The sequence below is a fragment of the Microbacterium sp. genome (assembly GCF_047607465.1).
Taxonomy (GTDB): domain Bacteria; phylum Actinomycetota; class Actinomycetes; order Actinomycetales; family Microbacteriaceae; genus Microbacterium.
Map to the genome: position 1 here is coordinate 13,283 of NZ_JASGCY010000088.1, position 18,672 is coordinate 31,954.

At 70.1% G+C, this 18,672-nt stretch carries 19 protein-coding genes; 7 read left to right on the forward strand and 12 right to left on the reverse strand.

Annotated elements, in window-relative coordinates:
* The first annotated feature begins 233 nt into the window (after positions 1 to 233).
* Complete coding sequence (locus QM568_RS12715) at positions 234 to 1,241, forward strand: LacI family DNA-binding transcriptional regulator (RefSeq protein WP_415139401.1); 1,008 nt, start codon at positions 234 to 236, stop codon at positions 1,239 to 1,241.
* Between the two features lie 7 nt (positions 1,242 to 1,248).
* On the opposite strand, the gene QM568_RS12720 is transcribed toward QM568_RS12715, so the two are convergent.
* From QM568_RS12720 to QM568_RS12745, 6 genes are all read right to left on the reverse strand, one after another.
* Positions 1,249 to 2,259, reverse strand: coding sequence for a LacI family DNA-binding transcriptional regulator (locus QM568_RS12720; RefSeq protein ID WP_415139403.1), 1,011 nt, complete (start codon positions 2,257 to 2,259; stop codon positions 1,249 to 1,251).
* A 78-nt stretch (positions 2,260 to 2,337) separates the two neighbouring features.
* On the reverse strand, positions 2,338 to 3,471 hold the full coding sequence (locus QM568_RS12725; RefSeq protein ID WP_415139405.1) for a bifunctional 2-methylcitrate synthase/citrate synthase: 1,134 nt from the start codon (positions 3,469 to 3,471) through the stop codon (positions 2,338 to 2,340).
* A 2-nt stretch (positions 3,472 to 3,473) separates the two neighbouring features.
* Positions 3,474 to 4,388: a methylisocitrate lyase gene (prpB, locus tag QM568_RS12730; RefSeq protein ID WP_415139407.1), complete on the reverse strand. Its 915-nt coding sequence runs from the start codon at positions 4,386 to 4,388 to the stop codon at positions 3,474 to 3,476.
* On the reverse strand, positions 4,388 to 5,911 hold the full coding sequence (locus QM568_RS12735; RefSeq protein ID WP_415139409.1) for an MmgE/PrpD family protein: 1,524 nt from the start codon (positions 5,909 to 5,911) through the stop codon (positions 4,388 to 4,390). Before QM568_RS12735 ends, prpB begins: the two co-directional genes overlap by 1 nt.
* On the reverse strand, positions 5,908 to 6,546 hold the full coding sequence (locus QM568_RS12740) for a GntR family transcriptional regulator (RefSeq protein WP_415139438.1): 639 nt from the start codon (positions 6,544 to 6,546) through the stop codon (positions 5,908 to 5,910). The genes QM568_RS12735 and QM568_RS12740 overlap by 4 nt, the downstream gene beginning before the upstream one ends.
* A gap of 132 nt (positions 6,547 to 6,678) precedes the next feature.
* Complete coding sequence (locus tag QM568_RS12745; RefSeq protein ID WP_415139411.1) at positions 6,679 to 7,683, reverse strand: EamA family transporter; 1,005 nt, start codon at positions 7,681 to 7,683, stop codon at positions 6,679 to 6,681.
* A 105-nt stretch (positions 7,684 to 7,788) separates the two neighbouring features.
* Between QM568_RS12745 and QM568_RS12750 the strand changes: the two genes are divergently transcribed.
* Together QM568_RS12750 and QM568_RS12755 are read left to right on the forward strand one after the other, a co-directional pair.
* Positions 7,789 to 8,847, forward strand: a complete 1,059-nt coding sequence (locus QM568_RS12750) for a PLP-dependent cysteine synthase family protein (protein WP_415139413.1) — start codon at positions 7,789 to 7,791, stop codon at positions 8,845 to 8,847.
* 31 nt (positions 8,848 to 8,878) lie between these two features.
* Entirely contained in the window at positions 8,879 to 9,403 is a 525-nt protein-coding gene (locus QM568_RS12755) for a glycine cleavage system protein R (protein WP_415139415.1), read from the forward strand.
* A gap of 7 nt (positions 9,404 to 9,410) precedes the next feature.
* On the opposite strand, the gene QM568_RS12760 is transcribed toward QM568_RS12755, so the two are convergent.
* From QM568_RS12760 to QM568_RS12775, 4 genes are all read right to left on the reverse strand, one after another.
* Positions 9,411 to 9,968 (reverse strand): lipoprotein, encoded by a 558-nt coding sequence (locus QM568_RS12760; protein ID WP_415139417.1) that lies wholly within the window; start codon positions 9,966 to 9,968, stop codon positions 9,411 to 9,413.
* 272 nt (positions 9,969 to 10,240) lie between these two features.
* Positions 10,241 to 11,254, reverse strand: a complete 1,014-nt coding sequence (locus QM568_RS12765; protein WP_415139419.1) for an aldo/keto reductase family protein — start codon at positions 11,252 to 11,254, stop codon at positions 10,241 to 10,243.
* Between the two features lie 23 nt (positions 11,255 to 11,277).
* Complete coding sequence (locus QM568_RS12770) at positions 11,278 to 11,769, reverse strand: hypothetical protein (RefSeq protein ID WP_415139421.1); 492 nt, start codon at positions 11,767 to 11,769, stop codon at positions 11,278 to 11,280.
* Between the two features lie 80 nt (positions 11,770 to 11,849).
* Positions 11,850 to 13,250 carry a PLP-dependent aminotransferase family protein gene (locus QM568_RS12775; RefSeq protein WP_415139423.1) on the reverse strand — a complete coding sequence of 467 codons (1,401 nt, stop codon included), beginning with the start codon at positions 13,248 to 13,250 and terminating at the stop codon, positions 11,850 to 11,852.
* 151 nt (positions 13,251 to 13,401) lie between these two features.
* Between QM568_RS12775 and QM568_RS12780 the strand changes: the two genes are divergently transcribed.
* The gene (locus QM568_RS12780; RefSeq protein WP_415139425.1) at positions 13,402 to 13,698 is read left to right on the forward strand and encodes a hypothetical protein; all 297 of its coding nucleotides are present in this window, start codon (positions 13,402 to 13,404) and stop codon (positions 13,696 to 13,698) included.
* On the opposite strand, the gene QM568_RS12785 is transcribed toward QM568_RS12780, so the two are convergent.
* Positions 13,686 to 15,179, reverse strand: coding sequence for a DUF4407 domain-containing protein (locus tag QM568_RS12785; protein WP_415139427.1), 1,494 nt, complete (start codon positions 15,177 to 15,179; stop codon positions 13,686 to 13,688). The genes QM568_RS12780 and QM568_RS12785 overlap by 13 nt on opposite strands.
* Positions 15,180 to 15,283: 104 nt before the next feature.
* Here QM568_RS12785 and QM568_RS12790 point away from each other — a divergent pair, with 104 nt between their 5' ends.
* Entirely contained in the window at positions 15,284 to 15,766 is a 483-nt protein-coding gene (locus QM568_RS12790; RefSeq protein WP_415139429.1) for a SixA phosphatase family protein, read from the forward strand.
* Between the two features lie 60 nt (positions 15,767 to 15,826).
* On the opposite strand, the gene rlmN is transcribed toward QM568_RS12790, so the two are convergent.
* A complete protein-coding gene (gene rlmN, locus QM568_RS12795; protein WP_415139431.1) occupies positions 15,827 to 17,107 on the reverse strand; it encodes a 23S rRNA (adenine(2503)-C(2))-methyltransferase RlmN in 1,281 nt (426 codons plus the stop codon).
* Between the two features lie 58 nt (positions 17,108 to 17,165).
* Here rlmN and QM568_RS12800 point away from each other — a divergent pair, with 58 nt between their 5' ends.
* A complete protein-coding gene (locus tag QM568_RS12800; protein WP_415139433.1) occupies positions 17,166 to 17,639 on the forward strand; it encodes a ribosomal protein L7/L12 in 474 nt (157 codons plus the stop codon).
* Between the two features lie 63 nt (positions 17,640 to 17,702).
* Positions 17,703 to 18,341: a bifunctional 4-hydroxy-2-oxoglutarate aldolase/2-dehydro-3-deoxy-phosphogluconate aldolase gene (locus tag QM568_RS12805; RefSeq protein WP_415139436.1), complete on the forward strand. Its 639-nt coding sequence runs from the start codon at positions 17,703 to 17,705 to the stop codon at positions 18,339 to 18,341.
* Positions 18,342 to 18,672 lie beyond the last annotated feature (331 nt).

The window sequence follows — 18,672 nt, forward strand, 5'->3', positions numbered from 1 at the left end:
GGATTCTTGGTGAAGTGTGCGGCTGCGATCTTCTGCGACCGCCGGTGCTGCCGTCGCCGTGCGGGGTGACGGATGCTGCCATTACATCGTTGAAGTACAACGATGTAATGGCATCATGGACGCAGTTCGCCCCTGTTGTCAAGGGGCTGGTCAACGATTCCTTCTCGTTCGATCGCAGAATGCGGCGTGGATCTTCCATCGATGTACTATGAAGCGATGACGAGGAGGCTGGTGTGACCCAGGCCACGATGCAGGATGTCGCCCGGCTCGCCGGCGTCTCTCCCAAGACCGTGTCGAACGTCATCAACGACCGGCCGTATGTGAGCGCGCAGACCCGGGACCGCGTCGAGCGGGCGATCACGCAGCTCGGCTACAAGCTCAACCTCGCGGCCCGAAATCTCCGATCCGGTCGCAGCGGCGTGATCGGTCTCGCCGTTCCCAGCCTGAGCGTCTCCTACTTCGCGGAACTGGCGGAGGCCGTCGTCGCCGCCGCCGAGGAGCACGGACTCGTCGTGCAGATCGAGCGCACCGGCAGCCTCGAGCGCGAACGTGCGCTGCTGGCCAGCCCGCGTCTGCAGCACATCGACGGCTTGATCCTGAACCCCATGGACCACATCGCCGAAGAGCTCGAATCCGCACGCCTCTCCCTGCCGATGGTCGTGCTCGGCGACCACTCGGTCGGCGGTGCCGCCGTGCACATCAGCAGCGACCAGCGCGCGGCGGCGACGCTCGCGACCGAACAGCTCGTGCTGACCGGCCGGCGCCGCATCGCGGCCATCGGTGCGCGCCGCGAAGACCGGCACGGCTCTGCCGGTCTGCGCTTCGAGGGCTATCGATCCGTCATCGAACGCGCAGGCGGTCTCGTCGACCCCGCCCTGATCGTCGAAGCCGACCCCTGGACTCAGCTCACGGGAGCCGCAGCGATGAGGCAGCTGCTCCAGCGCGGCGTGGACTTCGATGCCGTCTTCGCCTTCAACGACAACCTGGCGCTGGGCGCCATGCGCGCCCTGGGCGACGCGGGGCGACGCGTGCCGGAGGACGTCGCGGTGATCGGCATCGACAACATCGCAGACGCCGAGTACTCCCTCCCGAGTCTGAGCACGGTCGACCTCGGCAGGCGGCAGATCGCCGCGACAGCCGTGAGCCTTCTCGCAGAGCAGCTCGCAGCCGACAGCCCACCTGCGCCGCGGCGCGTCATGGTCGACTTCAGCCTCGTGCTGCGCGAGTCGACCGGACGCTGACGCGGCGTCAGTGCGCCGGTGCGGACTCGCGCTGCAAGATGCGATAGTCGGCCAGGAGCGTGCGGGGCGGAGCATCCGCATCGCCGGCGATCCGCTCCAAGAGGGTCGATACCGCCGTGTGCGCGATCCACGTGCGTCCGGGGTCGACCGTGGTGAGGCTCGGGATGGAGTACTCGGCCTCGTCGAGGCCGTCGAAGCCGAGAACGGCGACATCGTCCGGCACCCGCAGCCCCGCTTCCTGCAGCACGCGCATCGCACCGAGTGCGAGCGTGTCGTTGAGCCCGAACACGGCGTCGAACTCGGCTCCGGTGGCCAGGAGCTCGCGCATGGAGTCCGCACCGTTTGCGCGGTGCCAGAGGGTCGTGTAGCCGACGAGCTCGTCGTCGTACGGGATGCCGTGCGCGTCGAGGGCCTCGCGATACCCCTGCAGACGCAATGCCGCCGAACCGAGCACCTCTCCCTGGTGCGCCCCGACCACCGCGATCCGCCTGCTCCCCTGGGCGATCAGGTATTCGGTCGCCGCTCGCGCGGCGTCGACGTTGCGCATGGTCACGTGATCGGTCGGCCCGTCGAAGATGCGCTCGCCGAGCAGCACCAGGGGGAAGGCGACATCGAGAGCTGCGGCATCGTCCTGCCCCATGCCGAGCGGGCTGAAGATGAGGCCGTCTGTGAGCTTCAGCCGCGGGCTGCGCAGGAGCTCGAGCTCGCGGCCGCGGTCGGCGCCGGTCTGCTCCACGAGCACGACGACCCCGGCGGCCTCCGCCTCCCGGATGACCTCCGAGGCGAGTTCGGCGAAGTACGCGAGGCTCAGATCCGGCAGGGCCAGCGCGATGGCGCCGGTGCGGCCGGAGCGCAGGTTGCGGGCGGTGAGGTTGGGCGTGTAACCGAGTTCGGCGATCGCGGCCTCGACCCGCTCTCGCGTGGCGGGGCGGATGTGCGGATAGTCGTTGATGACGTTCGAGACCGTCTTGATCGACACTCCGGCGAGCGCCGCCACATCATGCAGTGTCACCGCCATGTGCACACCTCCGTTCCGCGCTCACTCTATAACGTTGTAGGAGCGTTGGCGGCCTGCGACGCCCCCTCGTCGGCGGGCTCAGAGCGAAACGTGCCGCTCGTCCGCTCCGTCGTAGCGCGAGAGCGGACGGATCAGCGCGTTCGCGCCCGCCTGCTCGATCACGTGCGCGGTCCATCCGGTCACCCGCGCCGCCACGAACAGCGGAGTGAAGGTGAGCGTGTCGAATCCGATGAGGTTGTAGGCGGGACCCGAGGGGTAGTCGAGGTTCGGATGGATGCCCTTGCGCGCCACGAACTCCGACTCCAGCGCATCGTAGAGCGCCGCGATGTCCGGCCGGTCGTAGTGCGCGACGAGCGTGTCGAGAGCCGCTTTCATGGTCGGCACCCGCGAGTCGCCGTTCTTGTAGACGCGGTGTCCGAAGCCCATGATCTTGCGCTTGGCGGCGAGAGCCTCGTCGAGCCACGGCACGACGTTCGACGCTTCCCCGATCTCGTCGAAGATGTGCAGCACGGCCTCGTTCGCTCCGCCGTGCAACGGGCCCTTGAGCGCGCCGATCGCGCCGACGACAGCGGAGTACAGGTCGCTCAGCGTCGAGGTGATCACCCGCGCGGTGAAGGTCGAGGCGTTGAAGGAGTGCTCCGCGTACAGGATCATCGAGCGGTTGAACGCGTCGACGACGACGGGGTCGGCCTCTTCGCCGAAGGTCATCCACAGGAAGTTCGCCGAGTAGTCGAGGTCGTCGCGCGGCGCGACGGCCTCCTGTCCGCGGCGTCGGCGCTGCCCGTAGGCGACGATGGCGGGAAGGGCGGCGAAGAGGCGGATGCTGCGGGCGAGGTTCTCCTGCGGGCTGCCGCCCGCGTCGAGCACGGAGCCGCCCGCACCGGGGTCCGAGGCGCCGATCACACTGACCGCCGTGCGGAGCTCGTCCATCGGATGCGCGGTCAGAGGGATGAGATCGATCGCGGCCTTGACGTCGTCGGCCAGGGCGCGATGGCGCCGCTCGGTCGCCCGCAGCTCGGCGAGCTGCCCGGCATCCGGCAGCTCCCCGTACCAGAGCAGGTACGCGACCGCCTCGAAGGGCTGGGTCGCCGCGAGCTCCTGCACCGGGTAGCCCCGGTAGAGCAGACTGTTCGTCTCGGGGTTGACCTTCGAGATCGCCGTCGTGTCGACGATGACCCCCGCGAGGCCTTTCTTGATGTCCGGCTCGGTCATGGTCACTCCTTCGTACCGTCCCGCTCGATCGTGAAGTTGAACACGCTCGTGTCGAAGTGGTTGTAGTGCTCGTAATCGATGAGGTCGTAGAGGTCGGCGCGGTGCTGCATCTCACCGAGCTTCGACGTCAGGTGCCCTTCGTCGTTCAGCGTATCCAGTGTGCGGCCCGCCGCGCCCATCGCGATCCTCAGCAGCGACACCGGCCAGATGACGATGCGCACCCCCGCGTCGCGAAGCGCGTCGACGGGGAAGAGCTCGCTCTTGCCGAACTCGGTCATGTTCGCCAGGATCGGCACGTCCACCGCGTTCGCGACCGCCTCGAACTCCTCGAGTGTGCGCATCGCCTCCGGGAAGATCGCGTCGGCACCGGCATCCACCAGCGCCTTCGCGCGGTCGATCGCAGCATCCAGCCCATCGGCCGCACGAATGTCGGTGCGCGCCATGATGAGGAAGTCCGGGTCGCGTCGAGCGTCCACCGCGGCGCGGACGCGCTTGATCGCGGTGTCCTCATCGACCACGGCCTTGCCGTCGAGGTGACCGCAGCGCTTCGGGTTGATCTGGTCCTCGATGTGACATCCGGCGAGCCCGGCGTTCTCGAGCTCCTGGATAGTGCGCGCGGCGTTCATCGGCTCACCGAAGCCGGTGTCGGCGTCGATGATCGCCGGCAGCTCGGTCATGCGCGCGATCTGCGCGCCGCGGCCGGCGACCTCGGTGAGGGTGGTGAGTCCGATGTCGGGCAGCCCGAGGTCGGCGGCGAGCACGGCGCCCGAGATGTAGACGCCCTCGAAGCCCTTGCGCTCGATGAGCCGGGCGCTGAGCGGATTGAACGCGCCGGGGAAGCGCACGAGCTCCCCCGACGCGAGCCGCTCACGCAGCTGCTTGCGCTTCTCGGCGGGGGTGGCGGTCGAGTACAGCATCAGAACAGGCCCTTCGGCGCCGACGCGAGGTCGATCACGCCGGCCCTGGCGACGATGTTGAGCTGGCGCACCTCGGCGGCGTCGAGCTCGGGCAGGCGCTGCACGAGGGCGAGGAAGCGCTCGATCTCGGCCTCTTCGAGCACGGGCTCGGCGAGGATGCGGAACTTGCGGATGTAGTCCTCGCGGGCGAACGGACGGGCGCCGAGCGGATGCGCGTCGGCCACGGCGATCTCGTCGACGAGCGTCGTGCCGTCAGCCAGCTCGATCTCGACGCGGCCGCCGAAGGCCTTCTCGTTCGGGTCCTCCGAGTGGTAGCGGCGGGTCCACTCGGCATCCTCGGCCGTGGTGATCTTGTGCCACAGCTCGACGGTGTCGGGGCGCGCCGCCCGCTCAGGGGCGTAGGAGTCCACGTGGTGCCAGCCGCCGTCCTGCAGCGCGACGGCGAAGATGTAGGGGATCGAGTGGTCGAGGGTCTCGCGCGAGGCCTGCGGGTCGTACTTCTGCGGGTCGTTCGCGCCCGAGCCGATCACGTAGTGGGTGTGGTGGCTGGTGTGCAGCACGATCGCCTGGATGTTGGCGGGATCCGCCAGATCGGGGCGCTCGTTGTGCAGCTTGCGGGCCAGGTCGATCCAGGCCTGCGCCTGGTACTCGGCCGAGTGCTCCTTGGTGTAGGTGTCGAGGATGCCGCGCTTGGGCTCGCCCTTGGCGGGCAGCGGCACGTCGTAGGAAGCGTCCTTGCCGTCCAGCATCCAGGCGATGACGCCGTCTTCGCCCTCGTAGATCGGCGACGGCGAGGTCTGGCCGCGCATCGCGCGGTCGACGGCCTCGACGGCCATCTTGCCGGCGAACGCCGGAGCGTGCGCCTTCCATGTGGAGATCTCACCCTTGCGCGACTGGCGAGTTGCGGTGGTCGTGTGCAGCCCCTGGCCCACGGCCTGGTAGATCGTCTCGACGTCGAGGTCGAGGAGGGTGCCGATGCCGGCGGCGGCCGACGGGCCGATGTGGGCGACGTGGTCGATCTTGTGCTTGTGCAGGCAGATCGAGCGCACGAGGTCGACCTGGATCTCGTAGCCGGTGGCGATGCCTCGCACGAGCGCGCGGCCGTCCTTGCCGACGTGCTGGGCGACCGCGAGGATCGGCGGGATGTTGTCGCCGGGGTGCGAGTACTCGGCGGCGAGGAAGGTGTCGTGGTAGTCGAGCTCGCGCACGGCCACGCCGTTCGCCCACGCCGCCCACTCGGGGCTGGACTTCTCGGCCGCGAGGCCGAAGATCGAGGAGCCGGCGCCGCCGGTGGAGACCGGGTGCGACAGCGCTTGGGCGCGCGCGGCGATGATCGGCCCACGGTTCAGCGAAGCCGCGGCGACCGAGGCGTTGTCGATGATGCGGTTGATGATCATGTCGATGACGGCGGGCTCGACCTCGACGGGGTCGGCGGCGACCTCGGCGATCTTCCAGGCGAGCTGGCCCGTGCGTTCGAGATTCTCGTCGCTGCGGTGGACGCGGACGTGGTGGGTGACGGTCATTTCGTTCCTTCGGTCAGGGTCTCGAGGATGCTGGCGAGCGCGTTGTGCAGGTGCACGTGGGTCGCGTGGGCGGCGAGATCGGCGTCGCGGGCGGCGAGAGCCTGCGCGATGGTGCGGTGCTCGGCGGCGGATGCGGCGAGGCGGGCTGGTCTATCGCGCGCCATCCGCCGCACGCGGACGAGGTGCGTGCGCACCGTGCGCAGGGCCGAAGCGATGTAGTCGTTGTCGACCGCGGCATCGAGGGCGGCGTCGAACCGCGCGATCAGCGCGTAGTACGCGTCTCGGCCGACCGCCGCGGAGAGGTCGACACGGGCGAACTCGGCAGCGAGCTCGGCGAAGAGCGCCGCGTCGCCGCGCGCGGCGGCCAGACGCGCGGAGGTCTCCTCGAGCGCGCGACGGATCTCGAACAGGGCGCGGATGTCGTCGGCATCCAGATCCGCCACGACCGTGACCCGCGGCGACTGCTGCACGACGAGTCCGTCGGCGGCGAGCCGGCGCAGCGCCTCGCGCATCGGCGTCCGGCTGATGCCGAGCCGCGCGGCCTGCTCGACCTCGCCGAGCACGAAGCCAGCGGGCAGCGCTCCGGACTGGATGCCGTCGAGCAGCTCCGCATAGGCGCGATCGCTCGCGGTCATGCGGTCCGCGGCGAGGGTCATGAGGTTAGTGTATACATAAACGCGAGAACTGGCATTCATCCGCGATGGAATCGATGATCAGGTATACATTACGGCGCGCTCGGCGCGGAACGGGGGGCGGCCGCAGGCCGATCAGCGGTCGCGCGGCGGAACCGACCCCGCCGGAAGGGCTTCGACGACGAGTGCGGGAGCGGCGGCATCCGACTCCCCCAGCTTGACCACGACGACGCCCGCGAGCACGAGCGCACCGCCGATCGCCTGGGCTGGCCCGGGGACCTGTCCGAGCATGAGCGCGCTGAGCACCATCGCCGTGACCACCTCGGACAGGGCGATAAACGAGGACAGGCGGGAACCGAGGATGCGCGTCGAAGCGATGCCGAGGACGTAGGCAAGAGCCGTAGCGATGACGCCTATCGCGAGCACCGGTATGAACCAGGGCACCGTGATCACGCTGTACTCCACGTCGGCAGTGGTCCACTCGAAGGGGAGCACTCCGATCGCACCGGCGAGGGCGAGACCGAGCGCACCGATCAGCAAGCCGAGCCCGGCGAGCGCGAGGGGCGGCAGACCGGTGTCGCCCTTGCCGGAGAGCAGGAAGTAGGCGGCCGCGCCGACCATCGAGCCGAGTGCGAACAGGATGCCGACGAGGTTCACCTGCGCCCCGGTGAGGATGTCGAGCATGAGGACGAGTCCGACGAAGGCGACGACCGCGCCGATCAGGCTGCGGCGGCTGGGCTTCTCGCCCCGGCGGATCCACAGCCAGAACACCACGGCGATGGGCGCCGTGTACTCGATGAGCAGGGCGATGCCGACGTCCATCACGGCGACCGCCTGGAAGTAGCACAGCTGCGCCAGCGTGACCGCGAGCATCCCGTAGAGCAGGATCACGCCAACGTTGCGGCGCACCGCGTCCCACTTGCCGCGCAGGGCTCGCAGGGTCGGCGCGAGCAGCACGAGGGCCGCGACCCCCATGCGCACCGTGACCGCGGCTCCGGGGCTCCAGCCCGCCTCGATGAGTCCGCGCGCAAAGATGCCGGACATGCCGAACGACACCGCGGCGCCGAGCGCGAAGAACAGTCCGGCGTTCGTTCCGCGACGCGGCACGACGCGGACGGCGTCACTGGTGAAAGCGCTCATGACACGTGACCCTACTCTCGCGCGATGACGTCTCGCGGCCAAGCCAGGCCGAATGCCCCGGCATCGGCGCCGCATCCGTGTGACCACCCCGGGTACCCTCGGAGCATGACCTCCTGGACCAGTGCCGCGATCGCCCTGCTGGAGTCCGACGCCAACCGCAGCGCCGACACGCACCTGCACCTGTTCCCGCTGCCGGCCGACTGGGGCATCGACCTCTACCTGAAGGACGAGTCGGTGCATCCGACCGGCTCGCTCAAGCACCGCCTGGCCCGCTCGCTGATCCTGTACGGCCTCGTCAACGGACGCATCCGCGAAGACACCGTGCTCGTGGAGTCCTCGTCCGGATCGACCGCCGTCTCGGAGGCGTACTTCGCGCGGATGTTGGGGCTCACCTTCATCACCGTGGTGCCTCGGTCGACGAGCCAGGAGAAGATCGATCTCATCGAGTTCTACGGCGGCCGCTGCCACTTCGTCGAGCTCGCCTCCGAGATCTCGACCGAGGCGCGACGGCTGGCCGCGGAGTGCGGTGGCCACTACCTCGACCAGTTCACGTTCGCGGAGCGGGCGACCGACTGGCGAGGCAACAACAACATCGCCGTGAGCGTGTTCAGCCAACTCGCCGAGGAGCGGCATCCGATCCCCCGCTGGATCGTCGTAGGCGCAGGCACGGGCGGCACGAGCGCGACCTTCGGCCGCTACGTGAGGTACCGTCGGCATGAGACGCAGGTCGCCGTGGTCGACCCTGAGGGGTCGGCCTTCTACGACAGCTGGGCGGGGACGACGGATGCTCCGGCCGGACGCCCCTCGCGGATCGAGGGCATCGGACGCCCGCGGATGGAGCCGTCATTCGTTCCCACCGTCATCGACGAGATGATCCGCGTACCGGATGCCGGGTCCATCGCCGCGATCCGGCTGCTGAAGGAGCGCACCCTGCACTGGGCCGGCGGCTCGACCGGCACGAACCTGTACGGCGCGTTCCAGCTCATCGCGCGCATGCGCGCCGCGGGCGAGACCGGCAGCGTCGTGACGCTCATCTGCGACGGCGGCGTGCGCTACGCGGGCACGTACTATTCCGATGAGTGGGTGGCCGAGCAGGGCTGGGATCTCGCCCCGCACCGCGCCCGGCTCGAGCGCTTCCTGGAGACCGGCGACTGGGTGGAGTGAGGCGGGCTGGGGTGCGGACTACGCTTCTGCCATGACAACTCTGATCCTCACCGTCGCGGGTCCTGATCGTCCTGGCCTCGTCGCCGCGGTCGCCGACGTCGTCGACGCGCATGGCGGCAACTGGGAGAACAGCAGCCTTGCCGAGCTCGCCGGCACCTTCGCCGGCGTCATCGAGCTCTCCGTCGCGCCCGAGCGCGCCACCGACCTGGAGCAGGCGCTGCAGGACCTCGACGGGCTCCTGACGATCGCCGTGCGCACCGGGACGGATGTCGGCGCGGCAGCCGCACCGGCAGCATCCGATGACCGGGTTCTCGAGATCCAGGTGCTCGGCAACGACCGGCCAGGCATCGTGCGCGAGATCTCCGGCGTGCTGAACGCCCACGCGCTGAGCATCGAAGAGCTCGCGACCGAGACCCGCGACGCGGCGATGGCCGGAGGCCGGCTGTTCGAGGCGTCCGTGACGGCCCGGGTTCCGGCATCCGCTGATCTCGAGGCGCTGCGCGCCGACCTCGAGCGCCTGGCGACGGAGATCCAGGTCGACATCACGGTCGGCTGACCGACATCTACTCCTCGACGGCGAACGTCACGCAGTAGATGCCGAGCACGACGTTCTCGCCTTCGTACCGCTCGTCCTCGAACGTCACGCCGTCGGGGATGGCGGTGACCTCGATGAGGCCCTCCTGGCCGTCCAGATCGGAGTCGAAGACGTTGAGCGCGAGCGTGTAGCGGCCGTCGCCCGCGTCGTCCCAGAACCCGCCGGTGTAGAACGTCGGCGTCCCGTCGACGAACTTCAGCAGTTCGTACGCCGGGGTGAGCCCCGCCCCGAGCGACGTGGTGAACGAGATCTCACTGCCGTCGCCGTAGACCGCGTGATCCGGAATCGGCTCGGTGACGAGGTCGCTGCTGAACGGCTTCAGATCGTCGTCGAGGTCGCCCGCGCATCCGCCGGCACCGCCGCCGTCCGTCTCCGCCGCACCGCCGGCGGACGACTCGCCCGCCTGCTCAGCACCACCGGTGGTTCCTCCGGTTCCGGCTCCAGTATCCGTGGGCGCGCTCTGCGCGCACCCCGACAGCATCGCGGCGAGAACGACGACGGATGCACCCCTCCACAGTTTTTTCATAGCTTGATGATGGCACCGAGCATCCGCCGCGACCAGAGCGGATTTTGCGAGACCGGGCGCCGCTGGCGAGACCCGGCGTTGCGCTGCCGTTCCGTTTGCGTCGCGCTGCTGTTCCGTTTGCGTCGCGCTGCTGTTCCTTGCGTCGCGCTGCCGTTCCTTGCGTCGCGCTACTGTTCTCCGCTCGCGCTGCTGAGATTTCGATAGCGGATGCAGACAAGAGCAGCGCGACGATGGAAACAGTAGCGCGACGATGGGAACAGCAGCGCGACGACTCAGACCAAGCGGGTCCTCGGCGAGACCGAGTACGTGTCCTCGGCATCGCGGTTGGGCACGTCTCCGAGCGCGGCGTCGATCGCGGCCATGGTGTCGGCATCGAGCGTCACACCTGAGGCCCTGACGCTGTCGGCGAGCTGCTCCGGGCGCGAAGCGCCCACGAGCGCCGCAGCCACGTTCGGGTTCTGCAGCACCCACGCGATCGCGAGCTGCGGCATGGTGAGGCCGGCCTCCGCGGCGATCGGCTTCAGCCGCTGCACGGCCTCGAGGATGTCGTCGCGCAGCAGCCTCTGAATGAAATGGGCGCCGCTGTGCGGATCGGTCGCACGCGAGCCGTCGGGCACGGGCTGACCGGGAAGGTACTTGCCGCTGAGCACGCCCTGCGCCATCGGCGACCACACGATCTGCGAGATGCCGAGCTCCTCGGACGTCGGCACGACCTTGCCCTCGATCACACGGTGCAGCATCGAGTACTGCGGCTGGTTCGAGATGAGCTGCACGCCCAGCTGCGTCGCCAGCGCGTGCCCCTCGCGCAGCTGCTCGGCGGTCCACTCCGACACGCCGATGTAGAGCGCCTTGCCCGCTCGGACGACGTCGGCGAACGCCTGGAAGGTCTCCTCCAGCGGGGTCTCGTAGTCGAAGCGGTGCGCCTGGTACAGGTCGACGTAGTCGGTGCCGAGGCGCTTGAGCGATCCGTTGATCGATTCGAGGATGTGCTTGCGGCTGAGTCCGGTGTCGTTCGGGCCCTTGGGGCCGGTGGGGAAGTAGACCTTCGTGAAGATCTCCAGCCCCTCGCGGCGCTGCCCTTCGAGGGCTTTGCCGAGCACGACCTCCGCGGCCGTGTTCGCGTAGGTGTCGGCCGTGTCGAAGGTCGTGATGCCGGCATCGAGAGCGGCGTGCACGGTCTTGATCGCGGCGTCGTCGCCGACCTGCGAGGCGTGGGTGACCCAGTTGCCGTAGGTGATCTCAGAGACCTTGAATCCGCTGTTGCCGAGGTAGCGATAGTTGACCATGACTCCACGCTACCGGCTACCCGTCAGGCGGGCGCCGCGATGCGGCGAGGGGCGCGGCCCACCGTCACCGCGAGGCCAACGGCTGCGCCGAAGGCCAGCAGGCTCACCGCGAACAGCACGCCGCCCCAGGGCGCGTGGTCGCCGCCGCTGATGCCGTAGGTGTCGGCGAGCCCCATGCCGGCGCCGAACGACGCGGCGAAGTACGCCGGAGCCCCGAACGTGAGCACGCCGCAGAAGAGCATGGCCGTCAGCGCCGCCGGCGCCGAGGAGCGGATGCTGATCGCCGCGACTACGAGCGCGATGACCACGCCGACGCCGAGGATGCCGAGGGCCATCCCCTCGTTCAGTGTCTCCCCCGCCGCGCTCATCTCGCCGCGGATCTCGGCGAGCGTGCGGCCGGGAGCGGCGGCGAGCGGGTTGAGGACGAGGATCTGCAGGGCGGCGACGGCGGCGTACAGGACGACGGCGCCGACGCCGACGGCGGACACGACGGCGGAGGAACGGCGAGGGCTCATGCCCGACACGCTAGACGTCGACGCTGGAGGTTCACCGCATACCGCAGCGCTCTGCGTCCGCACGCTGTGCGGCCCGACCATCACAGCGTCGCGCGGTACTCGCGCCACGCCGCCCCGAGCCGCACGATCGCCTCGGCGAGCACCGCGTCGGGGGCCGTGTACGGGATGCGGATGTGGTCGTCGCCGGCGGTGGATGCTGCGAAGGCGGCAGAACCCGCGACCGAGACGCCGTGCGCCGCCGCCACCCGGGAGAGCGCGTCGGCCGACCCCACGGGCAGTCGCGCCCACAGCGACAGGCCGCCGCGCGGCGGCGTGCTCGTCCATTCGGGCAGGTGCTCGGCCATGAGCGACTGCAGCAGCCGAAGCCGGTCCTGATGGATGCGGCTGTTCTCACGGCGGAGCTCGTCGGCGTGCGCGAGCAGGTCGAGCGCGAGCAGCTGCGCGGGGACGCTCGTGGACTGATCGGCCAGCTGCCGCGCGCCGCGGAGCCGACGCACCAGCACTGGGTCCGCGCGCAGCCAGCCAATGCGCAGCCCCGCCCACGCCCACTTCGACACCGATTCGACGACGATGACCGGGGCATCCGGCCGCTCTGCCGCGAGCGAGGGTGGCACCACCCCGTCGAAGGAGATGCCCGCGAGCACGCGGTCCTCGATGACGGGCACTCCGTAGCGCGCGGCGAGCTCGGCGACGCGGTGCCGAGCCGCCGGCGGCAGCCGCGTGCCGGTCGGGTTCTGGTGATGCGGATTGATCGCGACCAGCGCGGGGCGCAGCCGCGCCATCGCGACCTCCAGCGCGTCGACGTCGAGACCATCAGCGGTCATCGGGATACCGTGCACGATGCCGCCGCGCAGACCGACCGAGTCGGTGACGCCCGGCCAGGTGATCTCCTCGGCGAGCACGACGTCGCCGGGCCCGACGAGGGCGTTCACCACGAGGCTGATCGCCTGCTGGGCGCCGTGGGTGACGAGGATCTGCTCCGGCGTCGTCGGCGTGCCCTCGCGGCGGAACAGGTCGGCGATCTGCTCGCGCAGCACGGCGAGTCCCGCCGGGTCCGTCTCCGGCAACAGGGCGAGGTCGAGACGCGGCGTGTGCGCGGTGATGAGTCGCACCGCCGGGTCCGAGATCTGCGGCACCGATCGCAGCAGATCGATCGCGTTGGGGAGAGCCGAGAACAGCGCTTCGCCCCGCCCCGGACGGCCAAACGGAACAGCGGATGCCGGAGAGCCCGCGACCCTGGTGCCGCTCCCCTGCCGGCGCTCGACGAGCCCGCAGGCGGCGAGATCGGCGTAGGCGGCGACGACCGTGCCGCGGGAGACAGCAGTCGCTGCGGCCAGCGTGCGCTCGGGCGGCAGCCGGTCGCCGGGCCGCAGCTCTCCTCCGCGGATGAGCGCGCCGATGCCCTCCGACAGCCGCGCGGCGAGGGTGCCGTCGCCCTGCGTCCAGCGCCCCAGACGCGAAGCCAGCTGCTCGGTCGACACGTCTCCGGCCCGGACGAGCGAGGCGTCAGCGCGTCGCGGGCTCTCTGTCGCACGAGGAGCGCTCGCCGTGGGTGGTCCATCCGCCGCATAAGGGACCACCCGACGCGAATTGGCACTGTCAATCATGCTCATAAGCGTCGATTCTGGACCAATGAGCACCCTGATCGCGATGTCGTCACCAGTTCTTGGCCCAATCAACCCCGAATGGACCATCATCGAGCTCGTCGAATGGCTCGGCGCGGAGGACGCCCGTCAGCACGACGCGTCGCTGCAGCATCCGCTGGCCCTCATCGAGGCCGCCGTCACCGGCGTGCCCTGGGCCTCGCCCCCGTCGACCGTCGCGCTGATCCGTTCACTCGCCGTCGCCGCGCGCACGTGCGCGACGGAGACGGTCGCCGCGCTCCTGCGCGGAGAGAGCACGGGCGCGGTAGAACGTCAGGTCGCCTGAGCGGGCGCCGCAGCAGCAGGCGCCGCCGTCGCGGTGACGATCTCGGCGCGCTCGCGGAAACCCTCGGCCGTCACCCGGTCCAGCGCGACCTGCTTGCGCACGTCGGCCGCCTTCTCGTACAGAGAGGGCTCGCCGTACGAGGTCAGCACCTTCACGAGCACCGGCAGCAGCTCGATCATGAAGAACAGCGCGGCGATGAGCAGGTGCGCCCAGTGGATCGCCGGCTCCTTCTCGCCCAGACGCCCGAGGCCGCTGATCTGGCTGAGCAGACCCGTCGCCCCGGCGTTCCCCTGAGCGACGGCATCCGCCCGCGCGTTGTACGCGGCGAGCGCCGCATCGTAGGTCTTCTGCGCGGCGGGCAGCTGCGCCTCGGCATCCGCCCTGTTCTGCTTCTCCGCGGCGGCCGTGCTCTGCTGGGCGGCGGTGCCGACGGCGTCGAGCTCGTCGTTCGCGGCGCGCAGCTGCGCGGCGAGCGCGTCGTAGGTCTGCTGCGCCTGCTCGAGCTGCGACTTGGCGGCATCCGAACTCGCCCCCTCGCCGTTCACGCCGGTGCAGCCGGGAACCGTGCCTGCCCCTTCACCGGTCAGCTCGCACTGGTAGAGCGTGCGCGCCTGATCGATCACGGCCTGCTGCGCGGCCATCTTGGCGGTGAGGTCGTCGACCGTCGACTGCGCAGCGCTCTCGCTGGCGGATGCCGAATCGGTGCCGGCGACGATGCCCGTCGCCGCCTGGTTCTGCAGTTCGGCGAGACGAGCGGATGCCGCATCCAGCGCCTTGCGCTCCGGCCCCGATTCCAGGGCGTCCTGGTCGGCCTGCGCCTGGACGATGTTCGTCGCGGCGACCTCGCGGGCGATGTCGTTGTGGAAGATCTGCAGCACGAGGGGCTCGGCGACGACGAACCCGATGATGGCGGCCATGATCACACGCGGGATGGCGAGGCCGACGAGCTTCCAGATGTTCTTCGTCGACGCCATGGTCGAGGTGAGGAAGCGGTCGAGGTTGAAGATGATCAGGGCCCACACGATCGCGAGGAGAACGGCCAGCCAGATCAGAGCCCCGACGCCGGTGACCAGCGCGAAGGCCATCGAGATCGCCGAGACGAGGGCGGTGCCGGCCAGCACGAAGAACATCTGCACGAAGCGCGGGGTCTCGCCGGGGACGCGGTCGAGCACGTCGCCGTCGGCGCCGCCGAGGATCGCCAGCGTCCGCAGGCGCGAGCCGGGGACGCGGGTCTTCTTCGGCTTCGGCGCCCGGGGCCTGGGGGCCATCGACGTGCCCTGCGTTTCGTCTCGCTCGGCTCGCTCGGAGATCGGGGTCTCGGCGACCGGGCCCTCGTCAACCGGGCGCTCCGAGCCCGTCGGCTCGAAGGAGCGGAGGAAATCGAGGTCATCGTCGGAGACCTCGCCGGCGGGGGCGTCGGTCTCGAACGTGATCCGTCCCTGCGAGTCCATCCGGCCAGGGCGATGCGCGGAGTAAGGCATCCTTCCAGGGTAGGAAGGCGCGCCTGTGCGTCCCCCGCATGAACCCTGCACGCGCACACAGGTTCGCAGGTGCGCGCACGCGCGTGCGGTGACAGGCTTACGGCATGAAGACGCTGCTCCTCGCCCGTCACGCGAAGTCGGACTGGGGCGCCCCCGCGCTCGCCGACCACGACCGCCCCCTCAACCCCCGCGGCCGGGAGAACGCTCCCGCAATGGCGCGTCGACTGCGCGACGAGGGGGTCGTGCTCGACCTCATCGTCTCGAGCACGGCGCTGCGCGCCCGCAGCACGGCGTCGGCGTACGCTGCGGCCTTCGGGCTCGACCTCGCCGAAGAGCCGCTGCTGTACGCGGCATCCGCTCATGCCATCCTGCAGATCGCCTCGATGCTCCCCGATGAGAGCGGCACCGCCATGCTCGTCGGCCACAACCCCGGCATGAGCGACGCGGTCCACGAGCTCACCGGCTCGTTCGTCGAGATGCCCACGTGCGCGGTGGCCGAGTGCACGCTCGATGCGCACTCGTGGGCCGAGCTCGTCGACGGCGCGGGCTCGCTCGTCAGCGTCCGCACGCCGCGCGACGGCGGCTAGCCGGAGGGCTCGAAGCGCTGACCTCGCCCTGCATCCGCTTTCCGCCGACGGCGGCGGGAATCAGGCGAAGGATGCCGCGGCGGCCTCGTCCTCGGTGGTGGCCACGAGCTGGCCGCAGGCACCGTCGATCTCCTTGCCGCGGGTGTCGCGCAGGGTCGTCGGGATGCCGGCATCGTTGAGCCGGCGGACGAACTCGTTCTGCACGTCCTTCTCGGACGAGGTCCAGATGGACCCAGGCGTCGGGTTCAGCGGGATCGGGTTCACGTGCACCCAGCCGCGACCGCGGGCGTTCAGCTTCTCGGCAAGCAGGTCGGCACGCCAGGCGTGGTCGTTCATGTCCTTGATGAGCGCGTACTCGATCGAAACCCGACGGCCGGTCTTGGCGTAGTAGCCGTACGCGGCGTCGAGAGCCTCGTCGACCTTCCAGCGCGAGTTCACCGGGATGAGCTCGTCGCGGAGGTGATCGTCGGGGGCGTGCAGCGAGAGCGCGAAGGTCACCGGGATGTTCTCGTCGGCGAGCTTGTTGATCGCGGGCACGAGCCCGACGGTCGACACCGTGATGCCGCGCGCGCTCATGCCGAGTCCTTCTGGCTGCTCGGCGACCATGACGCGCACCGCGTCCATCACGCGCTTGTAGTTCGCGAGCGGCTCTCCCATGCCCATGAACACGATGTTGCTGACGCGCTCCATCGAATGATCGTCGCGGCGCTTGCCACCGAGCTCGCCGTTCGCGATCGCCCGGTTCGCGCGCACGATCTGCTCGACGATCTCCGCCGTCGACATGTTGCGGGTGAGTCCAGCCTGTCCGGTGGCGCAAAAGGGGCAGTTCATGCCGCAGCCCGCCTGGCTCGACACGCACAGCGTGATGCGGCCCGGGTAGCGCATGAGCACCGACTCGACGAGCGCACCGTCGTGCAGACGCCACAGGAATTTGATCGTATCGCCGCGGTCGGTCTCCAGGCGGCGCACCTCGGTGAGCAGCGGAGGCAGGAGACCTGCGACCAGTTCGTCACGGATGCCGGCGGGAAGGTCGGTCATCTCCGCGGGATCGGAGGTGTAGTGACGGAAGTAGTGGGTCGACAACTGCTTCGCGCGGAACCCCGGCAGGCCGAGCTCCTTCACCTTCTCGATCCGCTCGGTGGGCGTGAGGTCGGCGAGGTGCACCGGCGGCCTGCCGCGCTTGGGGCTGGCGAACTGCAGGAGCGGGCGCCCCTCGGCATCCTTCTGCTGCGTCCATCCCTCGGTCCGGGGGCGCACCTGCGCACCGCCGGTCTCGCGGATCGTCCCCGGACGGGACGCGGATGCCGGTCGCGTCTGGCGCGTGCGGGGAGAATCGGTCATGCCTTCCAGGGTAGCGGCGGCCGGGTGGGAAACCCCTGGTCGCGCTTAGGCTGGAGCGATGGAGATCGTCTTCGTCGCCCTCGTCGTCGTCGTCGTGATCGTCGTCGTCCTGGGCCTGCGCCTCGCGCTGCGCGCGATGCGCCCGCAAGTGCCCGAGAACCCGGCCCCGTCGACGACGGCCGTGCCGGTGATCCGCAGCGCTCTGCGCACCCTCTCCCCCGAGGCCGCCGCCGAGATCTCACGCCTCATCGCCGTCGGGCGCAGGATCGAGGCGATCAAGGTCTACCGCGAGCACACCAGCGTCGGCCTCAAGGAGGCCAAGGACGCCGTCGAGGCGTGGCCGGCGTCGTCGGTGCCGTACGCTCCGAGCGTGCCAGCGCCGATCGCAGGCCGGATGCTGTCGGCATCCGTCTCCGCCGAGATCGACGGGCTCCTCGCCGTCGGGCGCAAGATCGAGGCGATCAAGGTCTACCGCGAGCACACCGGCGTCGGGCTCAAGGAGGCGAAGGACGCCGTCGAGGCATGGCGCTGAGACGCACGGCGGCATACCGGGGCGGAACGCGGCAGAATGGACAGCATCCCCGAAGGAGTGCCGATGACCGACCGTCTTGACCGTGCCCGCACGACCGGGGTGCTCGCCGTGCTCCGCGCCGCCACCCCCGAGCTCGCCCTGGAAGCCTCGGAGGCGATCATCCGCGGCGGGGTGACGGGCATCGAGGTGACGTTCTCGACACCCGATGCGCCGGCGGTGATCCGCGAGCTCATCGCCCGCCACGGCGACGCCGCCTATGTCGGAGCGGGCACCGTGACCACCGCCGAGCAGGCGACGCAGGCGGCCGAGGCCGGAGCGGAGTTCCTCGTGAGCCCCGGCACGCTGCCGCACCTCACCCGCGCCATGCTCGACACCGGACGGGTGGTGATGACGGGGGCGATGACCCCGACCGAGGTGATGGGAGCGCTCGAGCTCGGCGTCGACGTCGTGAAGATCTTCCCCGCATCCCTCGGTGGCCCCTCGTACCTGTCAGCGCTGCGCGGGCCGTTCCCCACTGCTCCCCTCATGCCCACCGGCGGCGTCAGCCCCCTCAACCTCGCGGACTGGTTCGCGGCGGGCGCCGTAGCCGTCGGCGCGGGCGGCGACCTCGCCAACAGCGCGTCGCTCGCCGCCCGCGACTGGGCCGACATCGAGAAGCGCGCCGCGCGCTTCGCCGCCGCCCTCGCCGCTGTCCGCGGCTGACGTCCGCTCGGTCTCTTTCTGGCAGAACAGGGGCAGAAGAGCAGGACGGATACCGGCGGCCACCGTGATCGTCGCGGTCGTGATCGCCGGCTCTGTTTTCTGCACGCATCCGGCTCGGATCCGATGTTTTCGGATCCGATGTTTTCGGATCCAACGCTTTCGGATCCAACGCCATCGGACGAGGAGAACGCTATGACGCCCGCCTCCTGTGAGCTGCTCACCGCCGCCTCCCGGGCCGACGCCGCGCAGGCCGCCTTCGATGGCGGAGCCGGCACCGCGACCCGCGGCCTCCGGCTCCCCCGGGGCCTCGCGTTCCCCCGCGGCCTCGCGC

Excerpts from the sequence above, each read along its gene's own strand:
- QM568_RS12720 (WP_415139403.1), bottom strand. The coding sequence starts at position 2,259 with ATGGCGGTGACACTGCATGATGTGGCGGCGCTCGCCGGAGTGTCGATC.
- QM568_RS12725 (WP_415139405.1), bottom strand. The coding sequence starts at position 3,471 with ATGACCGAGCCGGACATCAAGAAAGGCCTCGCGGGGGTCATCGTCGAC.
- prpB (WP_415139407.1), bottom strand. The coding sequence starts at position 4,388 with ATGCTGTACTCGACCGCCACCCCCGCCGAGAAGCGCAAGCAGCTGCGT.
- QM568_RS12735 (WP_415139409.1), bottom strand. The coding sequence starts at position 5,911 with ATGACCGTCACCCACCACGTCCGCGTCCACCGCAGCGACGAGAATCTC.
- QM568_RS12740 (WP_415139438.1), bottom strand. The coding sequence starts at position 6,546 with ATGACCGCGAGCGATCGCGCCTATGCGGAGCTGCTCGACGGCATCCAG.
- QM568_RS12745 (WP_415139411.1), bottom strand. The coding sequence starts at position 7,683 with ATGAGCGCTTTCACCAGTGACGCCGTCCGCGTCGTGCCGCGTCGCGGA.
- QM568_RS12750 (WP_415139413.1), top strand. The coding sequence starts at position 7,789 with ATGACCTCCTGGACCAGTGCCGCGATCGCCCTGCTGGAGTCCGACGCC.
- QM568_RS12755 (WP_415139415.1), top strand. The coding sequence starts at position 8,879 with ATGACAACTCTGATCCTCACCGTCGCGGGTCCTGATCGTCCTGGCCTC.
- QM568_RS12760 (WP_415139417.1), bottom strand. The coding sequence starts at position 9,968 with ATGAAAAAACTGTGGAGGGGTGCATCCGTCGTCGTTCTCGCCGCGATG.
- QM568_RS12765 (WP_415139419.1), bottom strand. The coding sequence starts at position 11,254 with ATGGTCAACTATCGCTACCTCGGCAACAGCGGATTCAAGGTCTCTGAG.
- QM568_RS12770 (WP_415139421.1), bottom strand. The coding sequence starts at position 11,769 with ATGAGCCCTCGCCGTTCCTCCGCCGTCGTGTCCGCCGTCGGCGTCGGC.
- QM568_RS12780 (WP_415139425.1), top strand. The coding sequence starts at position 13,402 with ATGAGCACCCTGATCGCGATGTCGTCACCAGTTCTTGGCCCAATCAAC.
- QM568_RS12785 (WP_415139427.1), bottom strand. The coding sequence starts at position 15,179 with ATGCCTTACTCCGCGCATCGCCCTGGCCGGATGGACTCGCAGGGACGG.
- QM568_RS12790 (WP_415139429.1), top strand. The coding sequence starts at position 15,284 with ATGAAGACGCTGCTCCTCGCCCGTCACGCGAAGTCGGACTGGGGCGCC.
- rlmN (WP_415139431.1), bottom strand. The coding sequence starts at position 17,107 with ATGACCGATTCTCCCCGCACGCGCCAGACGCGACCGGCATCCGCGTCC.
- QM568_RS12800 (WP_415139433.1), top strand. The coding sequence starts at position 17,166 with ATGGAGATCGTCTTCGTCGCCCTCGTCGTCGTCGTCGTGATCGTCGTC.
- QM568_RS12805 (WP_415139436.1), top strand. The coding sequence starts at position 17,703 with ATGACCGACCGTCTTGACCGTGCCCGCACGACCGGGGTGCTCGCCGTG.